Annotated in this window: 18 protein-coding genes; 12 read left to right on the forward strand and 6 right to left on the reverse strand. The window is 71.4% G+C overall.

Features of this window, described 5'->3' with window-relative positions:
• Positions 1–458: 458 nt before the first annotated feature.
• The 6 genes from ABLE88_RS22790 (at position 459) to scpC (ending at position 5,487) form a co-directional block, all read left to right on the forward strand.
• Positions 459–728, forward strand: a complete 270-nt coding sequence (locus ABLE88_RS22790; RefSeq protein ID WP_348834140.1) for a YMGG-like glycine zipper-containing protein — start codon at positions 459–461, stop codon at positions 726–728.
• Between the two features lie 258 nt (positions 729–986).
• A complete protein-coding gene (locus ABLE88_RS22795; RefSeq protein WP_348834141.1) occupies positions 987–1,238 on the forward strand; it encodes a hypothetical protein in 252 nt (83 codons plus the stop codon).
• Positions 1,239–1,364: 126 nt separating this feature from the next.
• Positions 1,365–1,655, forward strand: a complete 291-nt coding sequence (locus ABLE88_RS22800; RefSeq protein ID WP_348834142.1) for a NepR family anti-sigma factor — start codon at positions 1,365–1,367, stop codon at positions 1,653–1,655.
• A gap of 324 nt (positions 1,656–1,979) precedes the next feature.
• Positions 1,980–3,077: an extensin-like domain-containing protein gene (locus tag ABLE88_RS22805; RefSeq protein ID WP_348834143.1), complete on the forward strand. Its 1,098-nt coding sequence runs from the start codon at positions 1,980–1,982 to the stop codon at positions 3,075–3,077.
• A 10-nt stretch (positions 3,078–3,087) separates the two neighbouring features.
• Positions 3,088–3,864: a DUF429 domain-containing protein gene (locus tag ABLE88_RS22810; RefSeq protein WP_348834144.1), complete on the forward strand. Its 777-nt coding sequence runs from the start codon at positions 3,088–3,090 to the stop codon at positions 3,862–3,864.
• Between the two features lie 96 nt (positions 3,865–3,960).
• Entirely contained in the window at positions 3,961–5,487 is a 1,527-nt protein-coding gene (scpC, locus tag ABLE88_RS22815; protein WP_348834145.1) for a succinyl-CoA:acetate CoA-transferase ScpC, read from the forward strand.
• A gap of 3 nt (positions 5,488–5,490) precedes the next feature.
• Here scpC and ABLE88_RS22820 read toward each other — a convergent pair whose 3' ends face one another.
• The gene (locus ABLE88_RS22820) at positions 5,491–6,714 is read right to left on the reverse strand and encodes a penicillin-binding protein activator (RefSeq protein WP_348834147.1); all 1,224 of its coding nucleotides are present in this window, start codon (positions 6,712–6,714) and stop codon (positions 5,491–5,493) included.
• 167 nt (positions 6,715–6,881) lie between these two features.
• Here ABLE88_RS22820 and rsmI point away from each other — a divergent pair, with 167 nt between their 5' ends.
• Both rsmI and ABLE88_RS22830 read left to right on the forward strand, forming a co-directional pair.
• Entirely contained in the window at positions 6,882–7,844 is a 963-nt protein-coding gene (gene rsmI, locus ABLE88_RS22825) for a 16S rRNA (cytidine(1402)-2'-O)-methyltransferase (protein WP_348834148.1), read from the forward strand.
• A complete protein-coding gene (locus ABLE88_RS22830; protein WP_348834150.1) occupies positions 7,837–8,220 on the forward strand; it encodes a YraN family protein in 384 nt (127 codons plus the stop codon). Before rsmI ends, ABLE88_RS22830 begins: the two co-directional genes overlap by 8 nt.
• Before the next feature lie 219 nt (positions 8,221–8,439).
• Here the strand turns inward: ABLE88_RS22830 and ABLE88_RS22835 are convergent, their stop codons facing one another.
• Positions 8,440–9,327 (reverse strand): branched-chain amino acid aminotransferase, encoded by an 888-nt coding sequence (locus ABLE88_RS22835; protein WP_510182940.1) that lies wholly within the window; start codon positions 9,325–9,327, stop codon positions 8,440–8,442.
• 212 nt (positions 9,328–9,539) lie between these two features.
• Here ABLE88_RS22835 and ABLE88_RS22840 point away from each other — a divergent pair, with 212 nt between their 5' ends.
• The 3 genes from ABLE88_RS22840 to ABLE88_RS22850 all read left to right on the forward strand — a co-directional run bounded on the left by ABLE88_RS22840 (position 9,540) and on the right by ABLE88_RS22850 (position 12,269).
• On the forward strand, positions 9,540–10,082 hold the full coding sequence (locus tag ABLE88_RS22840) for a MarR family winged helix-turn-helix transcriptional regulator (protein WP_348834152.1): 543 nt from the start codon (positions 9,540–9,542) through the stop codon (positions 10,080–10,082).
• A gap of 79 nt (positions 10,083–10,161) precedes the next feature.
• On the forward strand, positions 10,162–10,884 hold the full coding sequence (locus tag ABLE88_RS22845) for a response regulator (RefSeq protein WP_348834153.1): 723 nt from the start codon (positions 10,162–10,164) through the stop codon (positions 10,882–10,884).
• The gene (locus ABLE88_RS22850; protein WP_348834154.1) at positions 10,881–12,269 is read left to right on the forward strand and encodes an ATP-binding protein; all 1,389 of its coding nucleotides are present in this window, start codon (positions 10,881–10,883) and stop codon (positions 12,267–12,269) included. Before ABLE88_RS22845 ends, ABLE88_RS22850 begins: the two co-directional genes overlap by 4 nt.
• A gap of 7 nt (positions 12,270–12,276) precedes the next feature.
• Here ABLE88_RS22850 and ABLE88_RS22855 read toward each other — a convergent pair whose 3' ends face one another.
• From ABLE88_RS22855 to ABLE88_RS22870, 4 genes are all read right to left on the reverse strand, one after another.
• The gene (locus ABLE88_RS22855; RefSeq protein ID WP_348834156.1) at positions 12,277–12,924 is read right to left on the reverse strand and encodes a pyridoxamine 5'-phosphate oxidase family protein; all 648 of its coding nucleotides are present in this window, start codon (positions 12,922–12,924) and stop codon (positions 12,277–12,279) included.
• On the reverse strand, positions 12,921–13,484 hold the full coding sequence (locus tag ABLE88_RS22860; protein ID WP_348834157.1) for a TetR/AcrR family transcriptional regulator: 564 nt from the start codon (positions 13,482–13,484) through the stop codon (positions 12,921–12,923). Before ABLE88_RS22860 ends, ABLE88_RS22855 begins: the two co-directional genes overlap by 4 nt.
• Positions 13,485–13,635: 151 nt before the next feature.
• Positions 13,636–13,995: a tRNA-binding protein gene (locus ABLE88_RS22865; protein WP_348834159.1), complete on the reverse strand. Its 360-nt coding sequence runs from the start codon at positions 13,993–13,995 to the stop codon at positions 13,636–13,638.
• A 75-nt stretch (positions 13,996–14,070) separates the two neighbouring features.
• Positions 14,071–15,651, reverse strand: a complete 1,581-nt coding sequence (locus ABLE88_RS22870) for an alpha-amylase family glycosyl hydrolase (RefSeq protein WP_348834161.1) — start codon at positions 15,649–15,651, stop codon at positions 14,071–14,073.
• Between the two features lie 266 nt (positions 15,652–15,917).
• Between ABLE88_RS22870 and treS the strand changes: the two genes are divergently transcribed.
• Complete coding sequence (gene treS / locus ABLE88_RS22875) at positions 15,918–19,208, forward strand: maltose alpha-D-glucosyltransferase (RefSeq protein ID WP_348834163.1); 3,291 nt, start codon at positions 15,918–15,920, stop codon at positions 19,206–19,208.
• Positions 19,209–19,537 lie beyond the last annotated feature (329 nt).

Below are 19,537 nucleotides of genomic sequence, written 5' to 3' on the forward strand. Positions count from 1 at the left end.
AGAAAGGGGCGCGGTCGATTCCCTGCGGGCTTCAATCATAGGTTATTAGATACCATGGTTCGTGGCCTCGAAGCCACACCTGTGCGACTTCGTCGCTCCCGACAGCCACGCTTGTCCAGCGGCCCCGAACACCGCTTGAGGGCGGACGACATCTGGCGCCAGCGTGGGACGGAACCGTTTCCGCCGCAAGGCCCGGGCCGAGGCCCCCGGGGCTGGCGCGCCGCTGCGGCAGGGCGCGGGGGCGCCCGGGAACCGGCGCGGGGCGGCCGCGCTTGCGGCCGGACGAGGCTGGGCCGGCCGGGAAACGCCGTGATATATGACGCTAGGTCCGAGGCCGTGGGGCGGTCCTCCGGATCGCCCCGTCGAGCGGCTTCGTCCGCCGGCCGCTCCCCGGGGGCCACGTCGTGTGCGCGGACGCGCTCCCGGCCCCCGGCCGGGAAATGGGGCAGGAGATCAGGATGAAAGCGGCTCTCATCGCGGGCGCCCTCGCGCTCGCTCTCGGCGGGTGCAGCGAATATTCGCGGTCCGACCGCGCGGTTGGCGGAGCGGCCATCGGCGCCGGCACCGGCGCGCTCATCGGCGCGGCGGCCACGGGCACCGGCACCGGCGCCCTGGTCGGCGGCCTCATCGGCGCCGGCACCGGCGCCATCATCGGTGCAGAGACCACCCCGCGCGCCTGCTGGGCCAAGGATCGCTACGGCAACCAGTACCGGGTGCAGTGCCCCTGAGGCGCACCCGGAGCGGCTTGCGAGAGGGGCGCCGCGGCGCCCCTTTTTCGTGCCGGTGTCTTGGTCAAGGAAGGGTTTATTTACCTTGTTGGCCCTACCTTGCCTGCACCTCTGAGTTCGACTTGCGGAGCGGGCCGGCATCGCCGACCCGCTCTTCTTTTGTGCGTCGGAGGATCCGTCGCCGCATTTTCTTTCCGTTCGGAACAAAACCCGCAGGTGCGCGTTTGACCGGCGGATGGAAGCGCGGAGACCACCACCATGACCGAGCCGCGACACGTGGAGACCGGACCGGGCGGGGCGCGGCCCTGGACCGGGCGAATAGGTGCAGCGGCCACCCGCGCGCGCCGGCCGAGGATCGTCGACGAGGAGCGCCGGCTCCTGCGCGAGGCGGAAGCCGCCTTCGCCGGCAGGGAGAACAAACGCGCCGACGCCGATGCCGCCGGGCATTTGCCGTGGGACGAGGAGACCGATGTCGATCCGTCTCCTTCCTCGCGGCTGTTCCGCGAATGAGCCCACCTTGACGACGATGCCTTGGATTCCCGAAGGCGGGCTTCCGGTCCCGCCATTCCTTGTTGCAACGCACGCAATCGGATGCCAGAAGTGAGCTTCCGCCTGCGTCTGCCGCGATGAAGAGCCATGCGAACCGTGCGCGCCCTGAGCCCCTTCGACACCACGCCCGCGTCGACGCAGAACCAGAAAGAGAACGGCGGCATGCGAACGCCTCACCGACGGGACATTTCCGCGCGCCAGGACCTCATCGGCCGTGAGTTGCGCCAGTTGTTCGACGGCTACACCCACGAGGAGGTGCCGGACGACCTGCTGCGCCTTGCCGAGCGGCTGCAGTCCGCTTTCGAGCAGCGTGATCCGCAGCCCGCCGGCGAGCCTGCGCCGGCGAGCGCCCCGCGCGGAGAGCCAGACGGCGACTAGAACGCCCGGACGGGACGGAGGCATTGTCACGCTTCCGTCCGACGCGCGGCGTCCTCTCGCTCATCGCCCCAGGCCGGCCGCTCATGGCGCGCCCGCCTGATCGGCGAAACCGTTCCTAGACCCCTCCAACGCTGCGCCCCCTGAAAAATCCGCGCGGGCCCGCTCCGGTCGCGATGCGCCGCGATCGGCGCACGGACCCTTTGACGCGATAGCCGTTCGGCCGGCCGGGCGCGGCCAGTGGCCGACGCGGAACGGCGCGCACAGCTGCCGCCTGCGGCCGGCGCCTTAACCCCATCGCAAGGCCGCTGCGCCAGGATGCCCGCCATGGCGCGCGGCGTATCCTTGTTCATCGTAGCCTCGCTCGTCCTCACGGGGCTGCTCACCGGCTGTCGTTTCGAGTTCGAAACGCGCGAGCCTTGGCGCGCCGAGGCGGAGGAGCAGTGCCTCGCCGAGAAGGGCGTGGTCGCCTCCGCATTCCTGGAGCCGCTCTCGGCGCTCAACGGCGCCGGCGGCTGCGGCATGGAGCACCCCTTCCAGGTGCACGCCTTCGCCGAAGGCAACGTGGCGCTCGAGCCCACCGGCAAGCTCGCCTGCCCGGTGATCCGCGAGACCGACCGCTGGATCGCCGAGGTGGTGCAGCCCGCCGCCATCGCCTGGATGGGCCAGCCGGTCACCGCCGTCCGGCAGATGTCGGCCTATTCGTGCCGTGGCATGAACGGCGACCCCAACGCCAAGATCTCCGAGCACGCCTTCGGCAACGCCCTCGACATTGGCGCCTTCCGTTTTGCCGACGGGCGCTGGGTGACGGTGAAGGACGGCTGGCGCGGCCCGGCGGACGCGCGCGGCTTCCTGCTGCAGGTGCAGGCCGGCGCGTGCGAGCGCTTCACCACCGTGCTCGCCCCGGGCTCCAACATGTTCCACTACGACCACATCCATGTGGACCTGATGCGCCGCACGTCCGGGCGCACCATCTGCAAGCCCGCGCCGCGCCCCATGCCGGCGCCGCTCATGGCCGTGCAAATCCCTGCCGCGCCGCCGCCGGAGCCCCCCGCCTCTGCGCCGCAGGAGGCGCCCGAGCCGCCGGGGCTCCGGCCGCCCTTGGCGCCGCCGGTCGCGACCTCCGAAGTGGTGCGCCAGCCGGCGCCGGAGACGGTCCCGCCGGGGGCGCTGTTCGGCGGCCCGCCACGCCCGGCGCGCGATCTTCCGCAACGCAATGCGCCGCCGGCAGACGCGCCGCCGGGCACCCTGCCGCCCGGCTGGATCGTCGGGCCGGAGGGCCAGCGCCCGCCGCCCATGTCGTATGCGCCGGGCGACCATGGACCCGCCGTCACCGGCTCGGTGCCGAACCGCAAATACTACACCGCCCCGGTGCCCCAGCCCTCCACCATCCCCCTGCCCCGGGCCAAGCCGGGCGAGGACTGAGCATCGCGCCATGGACGCAGCTCCCGTCACCCGCGCCGCGCCCTGCGCCGGGCTCGACGGCTGCCCCGGCGGCTGGATCGTCGCGTCCTGGGACGGCGCCGGCCCGCTGGAGCTGAAACGGCTTGCCGCCCTCGCCGATCTGTTCGCCGGCGACGACGCCCCCTTGCTGGCCGCGATCGACATCCCCATCGGCCTGCCGGAGCGCGTCGGGCCGCGCGGGCGTCCGCCCGAACGGCTGGTGCGCCCGCGTCTGGGCCGCCGGCAGTCCTCGGTGTTCTCGGTGCCATCCCGCGCGGCGGTGGCGGCCGGGCTCGGCGCCGGCGATGAGACGACGCGCTATCGCGCCGCCTGCGCCGCCGCCCGCGCCACCTCCGATCCGCCGCGCGCGGTGGCCAAGCAGTGCTTCCACCTGTTTCCCAAGATCGCCGAGGCGGACGTCCTGCTGCGCGGGCGCGCGGAACTGAGGAACCGCCTCATCGAGTGCCACCCGGAAGTGGCCTTCTGGGCGATGAACGGGGATGCGGAGGTCGAGCGGGCCAAGAAGGTGAAGGGCCGTCCCTGCCCGGACGGCCTTGCGTTGCGCATCGATCTCCTGGCGGCGGCGGGCCTTCCCACCGATGCGCTCTCAGCGCAGACGGCCAATGCGCTCCGCGCGGGGCTGGACGACCTGGTGGACGCCTGTGCCTGCCTGTGGACCGCGCGCCGGGCCATGAACGGCAAGGCCTTGCGCTTTCCCGATCCGCCGGAGACGGACGCGTTCGGCCTGCCCATCGCCATCCATGCGTGAGGCAAGGCGGCCTTAAGTCGAATATCCTATGGGGCGATACCCTTCCTATTGCGACAGCCCAAGCGACGCGCAAACCCGCACCAGCTTGGAGCCCCCATGCCGCACGACCGCATCCGCCTCGGCCAGCTACGCGAGAAGATCGTCTCCGCGGAGGCGGCGGCGGACCTGATCCGCGACGGCATGGTCGTGGGCATGAGCGGCTTCACCCGGGCCGGCGAGGCGAAAGCGGTGCCCGTGGCGCTCGCGGCGCGGGCCAAGGCGGCGCACGCGCGCAACGAGCCGCTGAAGATCACCCTCATCACCGGCGCATCGCTGGGCAACGACCTCGACAAGCAGATGGCCGAGGCGCACCTGCTCTCGCGCCGCATCCCATTCCAGTCCGACCCCGCGCTGCGCAAGGCGATCAATGCCGGCGAGGTGATGTTCGTCGACCAGCATCTCAGCGAGACGGTGGAGCACCTGCGCACGAACATGCTCGGGCCGATCGACGTCGCGGTGATCGAGGCGGTGGGCATCACCGCCAATGGCGGCATCATTCCCACCACCTCGGTGGGCAATTCCGCCACGTTCGCCATTCTGGCCGAAAAGGTGATCGTCGAGATCAACCTCACCCAGCCGGCGGAGCTGGAGGGGCTGCACGACATCTACATCCCCACCCGCCGCCCGTTCCGCGAGCCGATCCCGGTGGTGACGCCGGAAAGCCGCGTGGGCCTGCCCTTCATCGCCATCCCGCCGGAGAAGATCGCCGCCATCGTCGTCAGCCGGAAGCTCGATTCCGCCTCCACCGTGCTGCCGCCGGACGCCGAGACCGCCGCCATCGCCGCGCACCTGATGCAGTTCCTGGAGCACGAGATGCGGCGCGGCCGGCTCACCTCCCGCCTCCAGCCACTCCAGGCGGGCATCGGCACCATCGCCAATGCGGTGATGCACGGCTTCATCGCGAGCCCGTTCCACGACCTGACCATGTATTCGGAGGTGCTGCAGGATTCGACCTTCGATCTGTTCGACGCCGGCAAGCTGAACTTCGCCTCCGGCTCCTCCATCACCCTGTCGAAGGACAAGCACGACGCGGTGATGCCGAGGATCGCCGACTACAAGCCGCACCTCATCCTGCGCCCGCAGGAGATCTCCAACCACCCGGAGATCATCCGCCGCCTCGGCATCATCGGCATCAACACGGCTCTGGAGTTCGACATCTACGGCAACGTCAATTCCACCCACGTGGCCGGCACGCAGATGATGAACGGCATCGGCGGCTCAGGCGACTTCGCGCGCAACGCTTTTCTCTCGGTGTTCGTCACCAAGTCCATCGCCAAAGGCGGGGCGCTCTCATCCGTGGTGCCCATGGTGAGCCATGTGGACCACACCGAGCACGACGTCGACATCCTGATCACCGAGCAGGGGCTGGCGGACCTGCGCGAGCTGGCCCCGCGCGAGCGGGCGCGGCTCATCATCGCCAATTGCGTCCACCCGCTCTATCGCGACGCGCTGGAGGACTACGTGGCGCGCGCCGGCGCGCGCGGCGGCCACACGCCGCACGTGCTTGAGGAGGCGCTCTCCTGGCATGTGCGGGCGCGGGAGACCGGCGCCATGCTGCCGCAGGCGGTCCGCGCGGCCGTCTGAGGCTTAGAGCTGCGCGAACGAGCGCGGCGCGGGGCTCGCCACCTGGACCGCGCCGGCCTTGATCTCCATCACCGCGAGGCCGCGCTCGATGGTGCCGTCGGCGCGGAAGCGGAACGCGCCCTCGACCCCGCTGAAGCCCGAGGCGCTCGACAGCGCCGCGATGCTCACGCCGTCCGGCCCGCTGGCGCGCACCACCGCCGTGACCAGCGAGACGGCGTCGTAGGAGAGCGTCGCGGTGCGCACCGGATCGGCGCCGAAGCGCGCCCGGTAGCGCTCGGAGAAGGCGCGCCAGCCGGACAGGTCGGGGGCGGCGAACTGCGCGCCGTCGAACATCGCGTCGGAAATCAGGCGCTGGTCGTCCCACAGGCCGGTGCCGGCGAGGCGCAGCCGCTTCAGGTCCACCCCGTTGGCGGCGAGCATCTGCACCATCTGCAGCACCTGGTCCGGCGTGTCGGGGATGAACAGCACGTCCGCCTGGGCGAGCGCGGGGGCGATGCGGCGTGCCACCTCGCCCATCTTGGCGCGGTCGGTGCCGAATCGCTCCATCACCGCCACCCGCCCGCCGGCGGAGGCCACCGTTTGCTGCAGCGCGCCCTCCACCACGGTGCCGTAGGCGCTCTCGGGCAGCAGCGCGGCGAACGAGCGCCGGTTCTGGGAGACCTCGAAGCGCACGATGCGCTCCACGTCGCCGGAGGGCAGGAAGCTCAGCAGGAAGACGCCATTGCCGGCGACGTTGGCGTCGGTGGAGAAGGCGATCACCGGAATGTTCAGCGGCCGGGTCACCTGGGCGGCCGCGGCCACCGAATGGGCGAACAGCGGGCCGATCACCACCTTCGCGCCCTCCGCCACCGCCGCCTCGGCGGCCATACGCGCGCCCTGGGCGGTGCCGAGGTCGTCCTTCACCACCAGGCGGATGTCGCCGCCGCCCGCCTCGACGACCGCGAGCTCGGCTGAATTCTTCATGGACAAAGCGACGATGCCGGCATTGCCCTGGGCGCCGAGCGGCAGCAGCAGGGCGACGACCGTGCCGCCGGTGCCGAGCTGCTGCGCGGTGGGCGGCGGCGCCGGGGTGACCTGAGGCGCCTCGCCGATGTCGCCGCCCGCGCAGGCCGCGAGCAGGCCGAGCGCACCGAGCCCGCCGCCCGCGCGCGTCCAGCGCTGGAGCACCGCGCGCCGCGTCAGTCGATCTGCAGCGGCGCCCGCCGTTCCGTGCCTGTCTTCGCTCAACGCCTGTCTCCCCGCTGCCCGCGCCCCCCGCGGGACGGCGTACCCCTTGGGGCGGCAATTTGACGAGGGGAAGGCGAAGCGGCGCGGAAACCGCGTGGGCGTGGACAATTCCGCTGGCCGGGCCGGCCGCGTTTCCCGTCGGCCCCGGCTGGGTCTATGTTTGACCCATGAGCGTCCCGTCATCTTCCTCCGCCCCAGCGGCCGAGGCGCCGCGCAGCTTCCTCATCGCCGGCGTGCGCGTGCCGGTGCCGCCGCTGGCGCCGGGCCTCCACGTGGTGGCGACCCCGATCGGCAATCTCGGCGATGTGAGCGTGCGCGCTTTGGAGACGCTGGCCGGCGCCGATGCCATCGCCTGCGAGGACACGCGCATCACCCGCCGGCTGCTCGACCGCTACGGCATCGAGACCCAGCTCGTGCCCTATCACGACCACAACGGCGCCAGCGCGCGGCCCAAGCTCCTGGCGCGGCTCGCCCAGGGCGCGCGCATCGCGCTGGTGTCGGACGCCGGCACGCCTTTGGTGTCGGACCCCGGCTACAAGCTGGTGGTGGAGGCGCTCGAGGCCGGCCACAGGGTGCATCCGATCCCCGGCGCCTCGGCGCTGCTGGCGGCGCTGGTGGCGGCGGGCCTGCCCACCGACTGCTTCCTGTTCGACGGCTTCCTGCCGCCCAAGGGCGGGCAGCGCCGCGCCCGCATCGCCGAGCTGGCGCGGATCCCGGCAAGCCTCGTCCTTTACGAGAGCGGCCCGCGGCTCGCCGACAGCCTCGCCGACCTCGCTGCAGGGCTCGGCGCGCGGCCCGCGGCGGTGTGCCGCGAGCTCACCAAGGCATTCGAGGAGGTGCGCCGCGGCGATCTCGACGCCCTCGCCGCTTACTATGCCGGCCGCGAGGCCCCCAAGGGCGAGATCGTGCTGGTGGTGGGCCCGCCGCGCGAGGCGGCGGCGGACGACGCGGCCGTGGATGCGGCGCTCCTCCACGCGCTGACCGAGGGCACGGTGAAGGATGCGGTGGCCGAGGTGGTGAGCCTCACCGGCCGCCCCAAGCGCGAGGTCTATGCCCGCGCGCTGGCCTTGTCCGAGGCGCGGGCGCGCGACGGAACCGACGACGACCCGGACGAGGGCGGCGGTGGCTGAGATCCCGGCCGGCGCCGAGAAGCGGCGCGCCGCCTTTCGCAGCGGGCTCGCGGCGGAGGATCGCGCGGCGGTACTGCTGGAGGCGCGCGGCTTCGAGGTGCTGTTCCGGCGGGTGCGCACCAAGGCCGGCGAGATCGACCTCGTGGCGCGCCTCGGCGATCTCCTGGTGTTCTGCGAGGTGAAGCTGCGCGCCGGGCTCGACGACGCGGCCTACGCGGTGCTGCCGCGCCAGCGCCGGCGCATCGCCGCCGCCGCCGCGGCCTTCCTTGCCGCCCATCCGGAATATGAGGGGATGAACCTGCGCTTCGACGCGGTGCTTTTGGCGCGCTCGGGGGAAGCCGAGCATCTGCCGGGGGCGTTCGAGGCGGAGGGGTGAGGGGCGCCGGCCGAAGAGCAGCAGCCCAGCCACCATGGTGCGGCGGCGCAACGCAGGACCCCAACCGCGGTCATGCTCCGGCTTGACCGGAGCATCCATTCCGGCGGCCCGCCTCGCGGTGCCGTCCGTGGGCCCTCCGGTCAAGCCGGAGGGCGACGGTGGGCAGGCCGCGGTTGGCTCACGCGGCCTGCTGACCTTTTGCCTTTTGAAGCCGTCCGCTCACGCGGCCTGCTTTTTGGGCTGCACTTCCGCCGTGTAGGCGTCCATCAGCTGGTGGGTGATGCCGGTGGGGGCGAAGGTCCAGTCGGCGATGGAGCCGACGGGGGTCACCTCGGCCGCGGTGCCGGTGATGAAGCATTCCGTGAAGTCGGAGAGCTCCTCCGGCTTGATGTGGCGCTCCACCACCTCGATGCCGTGCCGGCGCGCGAGCTCGATCACCGTGCGGCGGGTGATGCCGTCGAGGAAGCAGTCCGGGACCGGCGTGTGGATCACGCCGTCCTTCACGAAGAAAAGGTTGGCGCCGGTGCATTCGGCCACCAGACCGCGATAATCGAGCATCATCGCGTCCGCATAGCCGCGCCGCTCGGCCCGGTGCTTGGAGATGGTGCAGATCATGTAGAGCCCGGCCGCCTTGGCGCGGCACGGAATGGTGGCGGGGTCGGGCCGGCGCCACTCCGACAGATCGAGCCTGAGGCCCTTCAGGCGCTGCTCGGGATCGAAATAGCTCGGCCACTCCCACACGCCGATGGCGAGATGGATGGTGTTGTTTTGCGCCGCGACCCCCATCATCTCGCTGCCGCGCCAGGCGATCGGGCGCACATAGGCGTTGGTGAGGCCGTTCTTCTCCAGCGTCATGCGCTTGGCGGCGTCGATCTCGCCGATCGTGTAGGGGATGGTGAAGTCCAGCATCTCCGCCGACAGGCGCAGGCGCTCGGAATGCTCCGACGACTTGAAGATCTCGCCGCCATAGGCCCGCTCGCCCTCGAACACGCAGCTCGCATAATGCAGGCCGTGGGAGAGCACATGCAGCTTGGCATCGCGCCAGGGCACCAGCGCCCCGTCATACCAGATGAAGCCGTCACGTTGGTCGAAGGGGACAGACGCCACGCTCATGATGAATACTCCTCCTCGGCGCGTCGCGACGCGCCGCCTCCCCCGGGCCCGCAATTGCTTTGCAGCGGTGCCACATGGAGATATCTTTACGCCCGCTAAGGAAGCTGGCAACACCGCGAAAGGATCGAACGTCCACGAGCCCGTCGGCGACCGATCATTTCGCGAAACCGAGTTCCTGCGTAACGATCACAACGAAAAAAGTCAACATGGCTGACATAAACATTCTCGCTGCCCCTCCCGCCCAAGCCGAGCGCGCGCCCTCGGCCGAGCCCGGCGAGGATGTGCCGCTGGTCGACCTGATCGAGCTTTTCTTCTTCGCCTACAGGGACTTCGTGGGCGACCCCGACGAGATCCTGGCGCCCATCGGCTTCGGCCGCGCGCACCACCGCGTGGTCCACTTCGTCAACCGGCATCCGGGGATGCGGGTCACCGACCTCCTGGACATCCTGCGCATCACCAAGCAGAGCCTCGGCCGGGTGCTGCGGGAACTGGTGGACGAGGGCTTCGTGGAGAGCCGCGCCGGCGCATCCGACCGCCGCCAGCGCCTGCTCTTTCCCACCCCCAAGGGCGAGACCCTGGCGCGCCAGTTCATCGAGATCCAGAGCCGGCGCATCGCGCGCGCCCTCGATGCCTGCGGTCCGAACGGGCGCGAGGGCGCGAGCCGCTTCCTTCTCGCCATGATCAACCCCGATGATCGCGTCGCCGTGGAGCGGCTGATCCAGCGCGCCGACCGCGCGCGGCGGCCCTGAGCGGCGCCTCGCGCGCCGGCCGCCCACGCAACCGACCAGACGTCACCCCGCGCGCGGCGCGGGCGCCGGGAGCCAGTGCATGTCCGAGACCGCAACCGTCACCTCCGCCCAGGCGCGCCTGCCGGACGATGCGCCCCATCTTCTGGTGGTGGACGACGACAACCGCATCCGCACCCTGCTGATGCGCTTCCTGAGCGAGAACGGCTACCGCGTCACCACCGCCGCCTCCGCCGCCGAGGCGCGCGGGCGGCTCGACGGGCTCGCCTTCGACCTGCTGGTGCTCGACGTGATGATGCCCGGCGAGAGCGGGGTCGACCTCGCCCGCTCGCTGCGCGCCACCTCCAGCGTGCCGATCCTGATGCTGACCGCCCGTTCGGAGATCGCCGACCGCATCGACGGCCTGGAGGCGGGCGCCGACGACTATCTCGGCAAGCCGTTCGAGCCGCGCGAGCTGCTGCTGCGCATCGGCTCGATCTTGAAGCGCGCCGCCACGCCGCCGCAGAAGGCCATCGAAAGCGTGAAGTTCGGCGACTTCACCTACCATCTCGAGCGCGGCGAATTGACCCGCGCCGGCGAGATGGTGCGCATCACCGAGCGCGAGCGCGACATGCTGCGCACGCTCGCCACCGAGCCGGGCGAGACCGTGCCGCGCCTCGCGCTCGCGGGCGGCGGCGCGATCTCCGAGCGCGCCGTGGACGTGCAGGTGAACCGCCTGCGGCGCAAGATCGAGCGCGATCCCGCCAATCCGCAGCACCTGCAGACCGTGCGCGGCATCGGCTACCGCCTGGTGGTGACCCCTTGAGCACCACCGACACCGGCCTCGGGGCATTGAAGAGCCTCGGCGCCCGGCTCTCCGAGGCCAACGCCAAATTCTCCGCCTGGCTCAACCGGGTGATGCCGAAGGGGCTGTATCCGCGCTCGCTGCTCATCATCGTCACGCCGATGGTGATCCTGCAGTCGGTGGTCGCGTTCGTGTTCATGGAGCGCCACTACAACACCGTGACGCGCCGCCTCTCCGCCGCGGTGAGCCAGGACATCTCGGCGGTGGTGGCGCTCTACCGGGTGCTGCCGGCGGAGAAGGACCACGCCATCCTGCGCCGCATCGCCTGGCGCAACCTGCTGCTGAACGTCGAGGTGCTGCCGCCCGACCCGCTGCCGCCGCAGGGGCCGAAGCCGTTCTTCTCGATCCTCGACAGCGCGCTCTCGCGCGAGATCGGCAAGCGCGTCAGCCAGCCGTTCTGGATCGACACGGTGGGCCGCTCGGACCTGATCGACGTGCGCATCCAGATGGACGACGCGGTGCTGCGCATCTTCGCCCCGCGCAGCGCCGCCTACGCCTCCAACTCGCACATCTTCCTGTTGTGGATGGTGGGCACCTCGCTGGTGCTGCTCACCGTCGCCATCCTGTTCCTGCGCAACCAGATCCGCCCGATCGAGAACCTCGCCGACGCGGCCGAGGCGTTCGGCAAGGGGCGCGACGTGGAGAACTTCCGCCCCTGGGGGGCGCGCGAGGTGCGCCGCGCGGCGGTCGCGTTCCTGGAGATGAAGCGGCGCATCGAGCGGCAGATCGAGCAGCGCACCACCATGCTCGCGGGCGTCTCCCACGACATGCGCACCATCCTCACCCGCTTCAAGCTGGAGCTCGCCTTCCTGCCCGAGGGGCCGGAGATCGACGCCCTCAAGAAGGACGTGGACGAGCTCCAGGGCATGCTCGAAGCCTATCTCGCCTTCGCCCGCGGCGATCCCGGCGAGCAGGCGCAGCTCACCGACATGAGCCAGCTGATCGAAGACCTGCGCCTCAATGCCGAGCGCGACGGCGCGGTGGCGCGCGCAAGCTTCATGGGGCCGCCTCTGGTGCAGGTGAAGGCGGAGCAGTTGAAGCGCTGCCTCGGCAATCTGGTGGGCAACGCCGTGCGCTATGCGAGGACGCTGGAGATTTCGGGAACCCGCGATGCCCGCTGGCTCGTCGTCAGCGTGGACGACGACGGGCCCGGCATTCCGCAGGAGAAGCGCGAGGAGGTGTTCCGCCCGTTCCTGCGCCTCGACGACGCGCGCAACCAGGACGCCTCGGGTACCGGCCTCGGTTTGTCCATCGCCCGCGACATCGCCCGCGCCCATGGCGGCGACGTCACCCTCTCCGACAGCGAGATGGGCGGCGTGAAGGCGACCCTGCGGCTGCCGGTCTGACGCCGCTTTATCGCGCCGGGCCGCTCGACGGCGCGTCATCACCCGGAGCCGGCGCGCCGCGCTGCGCCAGCGCGGCCTCCAGCTCGGCAATGCGGGCCCGCATGGCGTGGACCGATGGCGCGAGGTCGGCGGCGGTGAAGCGCGGGGTGATGTGCTGCGGGCAGTTCCAGTCGAAGGCCTCGACCGAGATGACGAACACCCGCTCCACGCGCGCCTTGTAGCCGGGGTCGGTCACGCGGGCGACCACGTCCGGCTCCGCGCCGGCCTCCACCGCGCGCATCCGGCCGAGCAGCTTCAGGCGGGCGCAGCGCGCATAGTCCATGAAGAACAGCGCCACGCGATCATCGGCGCTGGCATTGCCGAGGCTGACATATTGCCGGTTGCCGCGGAAATCGGCAAAGCCGATGGTCGCCGGATCGATGATCTTCACGAAGCCCGGCGGGCCGCCGCGATGCTGCATGTAGGGCCAGCCGGTCTCGGTGACGCTGGCGAGATAGAAGCTGTCGCGGGCGGCGATGAAGGCGGCCTCCGGCTCGCCGAGGCGATCGGGGCCCTCGGCGCCTTGCCGGTGCGAGAAGGCATGGCGGCTGCCATTGGCTTCCTGTGCGGCACGGACGGCGGGCGTGAAGACGGTGTCCAGGAAACGAGCGGTCATCCGAGAAGCTCCTGCGGCAGGTCTGCCAGCATCTGGCGAAAGGGTTCAGGCGAGCCGAGGGCGCGGGCCATCACCAGGCTGCCCTGGATCATCATCACCGCGCGCGCGGCGCGGCGGCGCGCGGCGGCGGGCGGGTGGCCGGCTTCGGCCGCGAGCGCCGCGAAGGCGCCGATGGTCCGCTCCAGCGACAGCTTGATCCGGGCCGCGAACGGGCCGTCCTCCAGCCCCCGCGGCGCCAGCATGTTCAATAGGCAGGCCCTGCCTCCCCCGGCATAGAAGCGCGCGAGCCCCGCCAGCGCCGCGTCGAGGCGGGCGCGCGGCTCGCCCGGCGCTTCGAGGGGGCCGAGCACCTGCGCGTGAAACCCGCGGCTGGACGCCTCCAGCACCTGCTCGGCCATCTGCTGCTTGCCGCCGGGAAAGCGGTGATAGAGGCTCGCTTTCTTGAGGCCGGTCTCGCGCGCCAGCCGCTCCAGCGAGGCGCCCGCGAAGCCGGCCTGCCGGAACACCTCCGCCAGCCGCGCCAGCAGCGCCTCGTCGTCGGTGGTCTGTGGCCGCGCCATCGCCTGCTCATTTCCGAACGTTCGATAGGAAATTATGTGACACTTCGCCCGTCGCCTGGCAAGCCCTGGGTGGCTGCGGTGGCCACGGGGTGCCCATGCGCAAAAGCCGGACCTGCGGGGATACCCCCTGGGCCCGGCGCCCGCCGGCCGCTCAGAACAGGCGGCCGCCGTCCGGCACCTGCACCGTGGGCGAGATCAGCACCACGGCGCCGTTCTCGTCCGGGAAGCCGAGGGTGAGCACCTGCGACATGAAGGGGCCGATCTGGCGCGGCGGGAAGTTCACCACCGCCGCCACCTGCCGGCCCACCAGTTCCTCCGGGCGGTAATGGACGGTGATCTGCGCCGACGAGCGCTTCGTGCCGATCTCGGGGCCGAAATCGATGGTGAGCTTGAAGGCGGGCTTGCGCGCCTGCGGAAACGGCTCGACGGCGACGATGGTGCCGACGCGGATGTCCACCTTGAGGAAGTCGTCGAAGGAGATGGTCCCGCTCGCTGTGTCCTCGCCCGCCATTCTCGCCTCCTTGCGTGAGGCGGCGACTAAGGCCGCCTGCGGCCGCCGGGTCAAGGTGCCGCGCGGCCGGAGCCCTCAGGCGAGCGCCGTCATCACCCCCTCGTTCGGGCGCACCGCCAAGGCGCCGGCCACCTTCTCCCCTTCGCGGTCGCAATAGGTCGACAGCAGCACCTCGCCCTTCGGCCCGCCGTCCGGCAGCGCGAGCGAGAGCGGGTCGCCACCGAGATTGAGCGCCACCAGCAGCCGCTCGCCCTCCCCCTCGCGCACATAAGCGAGCAGGTCCCCGTCCGCCCCGAGCCTGCGATAAGAGCCGCGCGTCAGCGCCGGCCGCGCCCGCCGCAGCGCCAGGAGCGCCCGCGTGAGGGTCAGCATGGAGAACGGACTCGCCTTCTCGGCCTGCACGTTCACCTCGGTATAGTCCGCGGCGAGCGGCAGCCAGGGCTCCACGGTCGAGAAGCCCGCGAACGGACCGCTGTCCCACTGCATGGGCGTGCGGGCGCCGTCGCGGCCGAGGCCGAGGCCCGGCACCCGCTTCTCCCACGGGTCCATCACCCGCTCGGGCGGGATCGGCACCTGGTCCATGGCGATCTCATCGCCGTAATAAAGCGTCGGCGTGCCGCGCAGCGTGAGCAGCAGCATGGCCGCCACCCGTGCCTGGTCGCGTCCGACGCGGCCGGCGATGCGCGGGCGATCGTGGTTCGAGAGCACCCAGTTGGGCCAGGCGCCCGCGGGCAGGCTCGCTTCGTAGCGGGCGATCCCGTCGTCGAGGGCGCGCGCAGTCCAGGGCGCCTCGAGGAGCGCGAAGTTGAACGGCAGGTGCACCCCGCCGCCATCTTTGCCGAAATAGGCGGCGAGCCGCTCGAACGGCAGATAGGCCTCGCCGATCAGGAGGCGGTCGCCGAACGCATCCGCAACCTGGCGCATGCCGGCGATGGCGTCGTGCACCTCGGCGGTGTCGGTGGAGTGGACCGGCAGCAGCCGGCGATAGGGGTTCATGCCCTCCCGGAACGCCGGGTCCGGCGGGTTGTCGCGCAGGAGCTCGTCCTTCATCAGGTGCCAGAGCGCGTCGATGCGCAGGCCGTCCACGCCGCGGGAGAACCAGAAGCGCATGACGTTGTGCATGGCCGCGACCACCTGCGGGTTGCGCCAGTCGAGGTCCGGCTGCTCGGGCAGGAAGGCGTGGCAATAATATTGCCCGCTCGCCGCGTCGAATTCCCAGGCGCTGCCGCCGAACTCGGAGCGCCAGTTGTTCGGCGGGCCGCCGTCCGGCGCCGGGTCGCGGAAGATGTACCAGTCGCGCCTGGCATTGGTGCGCGAGGCGCGCGCCTCTACGAACCACGGGTGCCGGTCGGAGGTGTGGTTCGGCACGAAATCGAGGATCACCTTCAGGCCAAGGGCGTGCGCCCCGCTCAGAAGCGCGTCGAAATCGGCGAGCGTGCCGAACAGGGGATCGACGGCGGTGTGGTCGGCGACGTCGTAGCCGAAATCCGCCATGGGCGAGAGATAGAAGGGCGAGATCCACACCGCGTCGACGCCGAGATCGACGAGATGCGGCAGCCGGCGCGTGATGCCGGGAAGATCACCCACCCCGTCCGCGTCGGTGTCCTGGAACGAGCGCGGATAGATCTGGTAAATGACGCCGTCCCGCCACCACATGGGCCTCTCCCTGACGCTTTTGGTCTGATCATGGCCGACGGCGCGCACAACCTGGAACCTTGCCGCCGCGCGAGCGTTGGCTCGGCAGTAACCCGCCTGCCGCGGCGAAGCTCCGCACCGATCACTCCTCCTCCCGCCACGGAGACGCCCGACCTTGCCAGCCGCGTCCCTTTGCCTGCTCACCCGCTCCGGGCGCCCCCAGCGGCGCCTCCTGCGGCTCGTCCGGTTGCGTTCCCGGTCCCGCTGCGACGGGAGGGCGCGCGATCATGGCTGATCCCGTCACCGCCGGCGACGACCCGCTCTGGTACAAGGACGCGATCGTCTACCAGCTGCACGTGAAGTCGTTCTTCGACGCCAATGACGACGGCATCGGCGACTTCAAGGGGCTGATCTCGCGCCTCGATTATATCGCCGCGCTCGGCGCCACCGCCATCTGGCTCCTGCCCTTCTATCCCTCGCCCCGGCGCGACGACGGCTACGACATCTCGCTCTATGAGGGCGTCTCGCCGGACTACGGCACCATGGACGAGGCACGCCGCTTCATTACGGAGGCCCATGCACGGGGCCTGCGCGTGATCACCGAACTGGTCATCAACCACACCAGCGACCAGCATCCTTGGTTCCAGGCGGCGCGCCGCGCCCCCAAGGGCAGCCCCGAGCGCGACCTCTATGTCTGGGCCGACAACGACGCCGGCTATCCGGGCGTTCCCATCGTCTTCTGCGATGTCGAGGCCTCCAACTGGACCTACGACGCGGTGGCCGGCCAATATTACTGGCACCGCTTCTATTCCCACCAGCCGGACCTCAATTTCGACAATCCGGAGGTGCTGGAGCGCGTGCTCTCCATCATGCGGTTCTGGCTCGACATGGGCGTCGACGGGCTGCGGCTCGACGCGGTGCCCTATCTGGTGGAGCGCGAAGGCACCGACTGCGCCAACTTGCCCGAGACCCACGCGGTCCTGCGGAAGATCCGCGCCCATCTCGACGCCCATTATCAGGGCCGCATGCTGCTGGCGGAGGCCAATCTCTGGCCGGAGGACACCCAGCAATATTTCGGCGCCGAGGCGGACGAATGCCACATGGCGTTCAACTTCCCGCTGATGCCGCGGATGTACATGGCGATCGCCAAGGAGGACCGCTTCCCGATCACCGACATCCTGCGTCAGACGCCGGAGATTCCGCCCACCTGCCAGTGGGCGATCTTCCTGCGCAACCACGACGAGTTGACGCTCGAGACGGTCACCGACAGCGAGCGCGACTATCTTTGGAACGTCTACGCGGCGGACCGGCGGGCGCGCATCAATCTCGGCATCCGCCGCCGCCTCGCCCCCTTGATGGAGCGCGACCGGCGGCGCATCGAGCTGATGAACGCGCTGCTGCTCACCATGCCGGGAACGCCGGTAATCTATTATGGCGACGAGATCGGCATGGGCGACAACATCCATCTCGGCGACCGGGACGGGGTTCGGACCCCCATGCAGTGGTCGCCCGACCGCAACGGCGGATTCTCCAAGGCGGACCCGGAAAAGCTGGTGCTGCCGGTGATCCAGGACCCGCTCTACGGCTTTGCGGCATTGAACGTGGAGGCCCAGCAGCGGGACCCGTCCTCGCTGCTGAACTGGATGCGCCGGGTGCTGGCGGTGCGCACGCAGCACCGCGCCTTCGGGCGCGGCACCTTCCGCGCCTTCTACCCCACCAACCGGCGGATTCTCGCTTTTCTTCGCGTCCATGGCGACGAGCGCATCCTGTGCGTCGCCAACCTCGCCCGCACGCTCCAGGCGGTGGAGCTCGACCTGTCCGAGTTCGAGCGCCGGGTGCCGGTGGACCTGATGGGCGGTACTTCAATGCCGCCGATCGGCCGGGCGCCCTATGTGTTGACCCTGCCGCCCTACGGCTTCTACGCCTTCTCGCTCTCGACCGAGGCGGCGGCGCCGGACTGGCACACGGGTTCCGGCGAGCAGCTGCCCGAATTCACCACTTTGGTGGTGCGCGGCGGGCTGATGGATGCGCTCTCCGACCGGCACCGGGCGGTGATCGAGGAGGAGTGCCTGCCGCCCTATCTGGTGCGCCGTTCCTGGTTCGAGCTCCAGAGCGCGCGGCCGGCGACGCCGCTGCCGCGGGCGCGCATCGCCTGGGTCGCTGTGGTGCCGAGCGCGCGGCGCCCGGTGGCGCTGACCGAGATCGAGGCCCAGCTCGACGGGCGCTCGGAGCGCTTCCTGCTGCCGCTCGCCATCGTCTGGGAGGACGAGGCGCCGCCGGCCCTCGTGCCCCAGCTCGCTCTGGCGCGGGTGCGCAACGGCCGGCGCGTCGGCTATCTGACCGACGGGGTGGCGCTGGAGCGCTTCGCCCACGGCGTGGTCAAGGCGGTGCGCGAGAGCGGGAGCCTGGCGCTGCCGGACGGCAGCGCCCTCGTCTTCTCGGCGACGGCCGGCCTTGGCGAGGCCGAGCCCGACCAGAGCGAGCCCTCCGAGATCATGGAGATCGACGAGCCCACCGGCACGCTGGCGGCGGCCGGCGACGTGGCGGTGCGGCTGTTCCGCCGCGCCGAGCCGGCGCGGGCTGCCCAGGCGGAGATGGCGCGCCTGCTGACCGCGGCAGGCTATCCCCACATGCCGGCGCTGCTCGGCGCGGTGCTGCGCCGCCACCTCGACGGCGCCGTGACCCCGGTTTTGCTGATCTCGCGCCGGGTGCGCCACCAGGGCAGCGGCGCCTCTTTCCTCGCCAACCAGCTGCGCCGGGCGCTCGACGAGGCGGCGGGCGCGGGGGAGGCGCTGCACCGGCGCTTCGACGAGGAGGTGTCCGGCCTCGTGCCGTTCCTGCGCGGCGTCGGCCGGCGCCTCGGCGAGGCCCATGCCCTGCTCGATCCCGCCGCGTCCGGCGGCGCCGCGACGCCGGCCGGCGAGGCGGCGGCGGAGGCCTGGGCGCTGCGCGCCATGCAAGCGGTGGACCGCGCCGGCGAACTCATCGCCGGCACCGCCGAGGCGATCGCCGCGGCGGCGCGCCGGCCGGAGGTGGCGGGCCGCATCGCCGAGCGCGCCGCCGCCGCCCTCGGGACGCCGACCTTCCCGGTGCACGGCCGGTTCGGCCTCCACCGGGTGCTGGTGGCGGCGGGCGAGGCGATCCTGCTCGGCTTCCAGGGCGCGCGGTCCGACATCGCCGCGGCGGCGCCGGCCGGCACTCTGCCGGCGGACACACCCTGGCAGGACGTCGCCGCTTTGGCGGCCTCCCTGGAGCGGGTGGTGGCGACCTTGTCCGGCGAGGCGGAGGCGACCCCGGCGCTCGACGCGGCGACGCGGCGCGAGCTTCTCGCCCAGTTCCGCGCCCGCGCCGAGCGCGCCATGCTCGCCGGCTATCTGGAAACGGCGCCGGCGCGCCGGGCCGACCGCGCCTTCCTGGACCTGCTGCTGCTCGGCGCGCTCCTCGACGCGGTGGAGCACGCCGCCGCTGCGCCCGCGGCGGCGCCGGCGCTGGCGCGGCGCATCCTGGAGGTGGCGGCGCGCCTCGCCGACGGACGCAGCGAGGATCTGGACGCCGAGCCGGCGGAGCCGCCCGCTTAGGGCGCGATCCGGTCCGATCGAGCAGATCTGATCGGCGAACCGCTCCGGGTCGGCGATGGGGCCCGCGCCGGCCATCCACCCCGTGGCGGGGCAGATCGCGCTCCGGTGCCCCTGCGGGGGCGCGGCGGCCCTGCCCCGCTGGCCGCCGTGCGCCAGCGCACCCACGCCGCCGGCGCGGCCATGCCAGCCGCGCGCCTGCCCCGGATGACGCGCCATGGCCGCCCGAACCGCCGGCCAAGCTCCCGCCGTGGCGGGGAGGCCTCTTCATCATACCTCCGAATCAGGGTGCCCCTAGCAAAAGGATTGGTATTTTGCTCTTCCCACAGCGC

Origin of the sequence: Xanthobacter luteus, assembly GCF_040049235.1 — a bacterium.
Classification (GTDB): domain Bacteria; phylum Pseudomonadota; class Alphaproteobacteria; order Rhizobiales; family Xanthobacteraceae; genus Xanthobacter.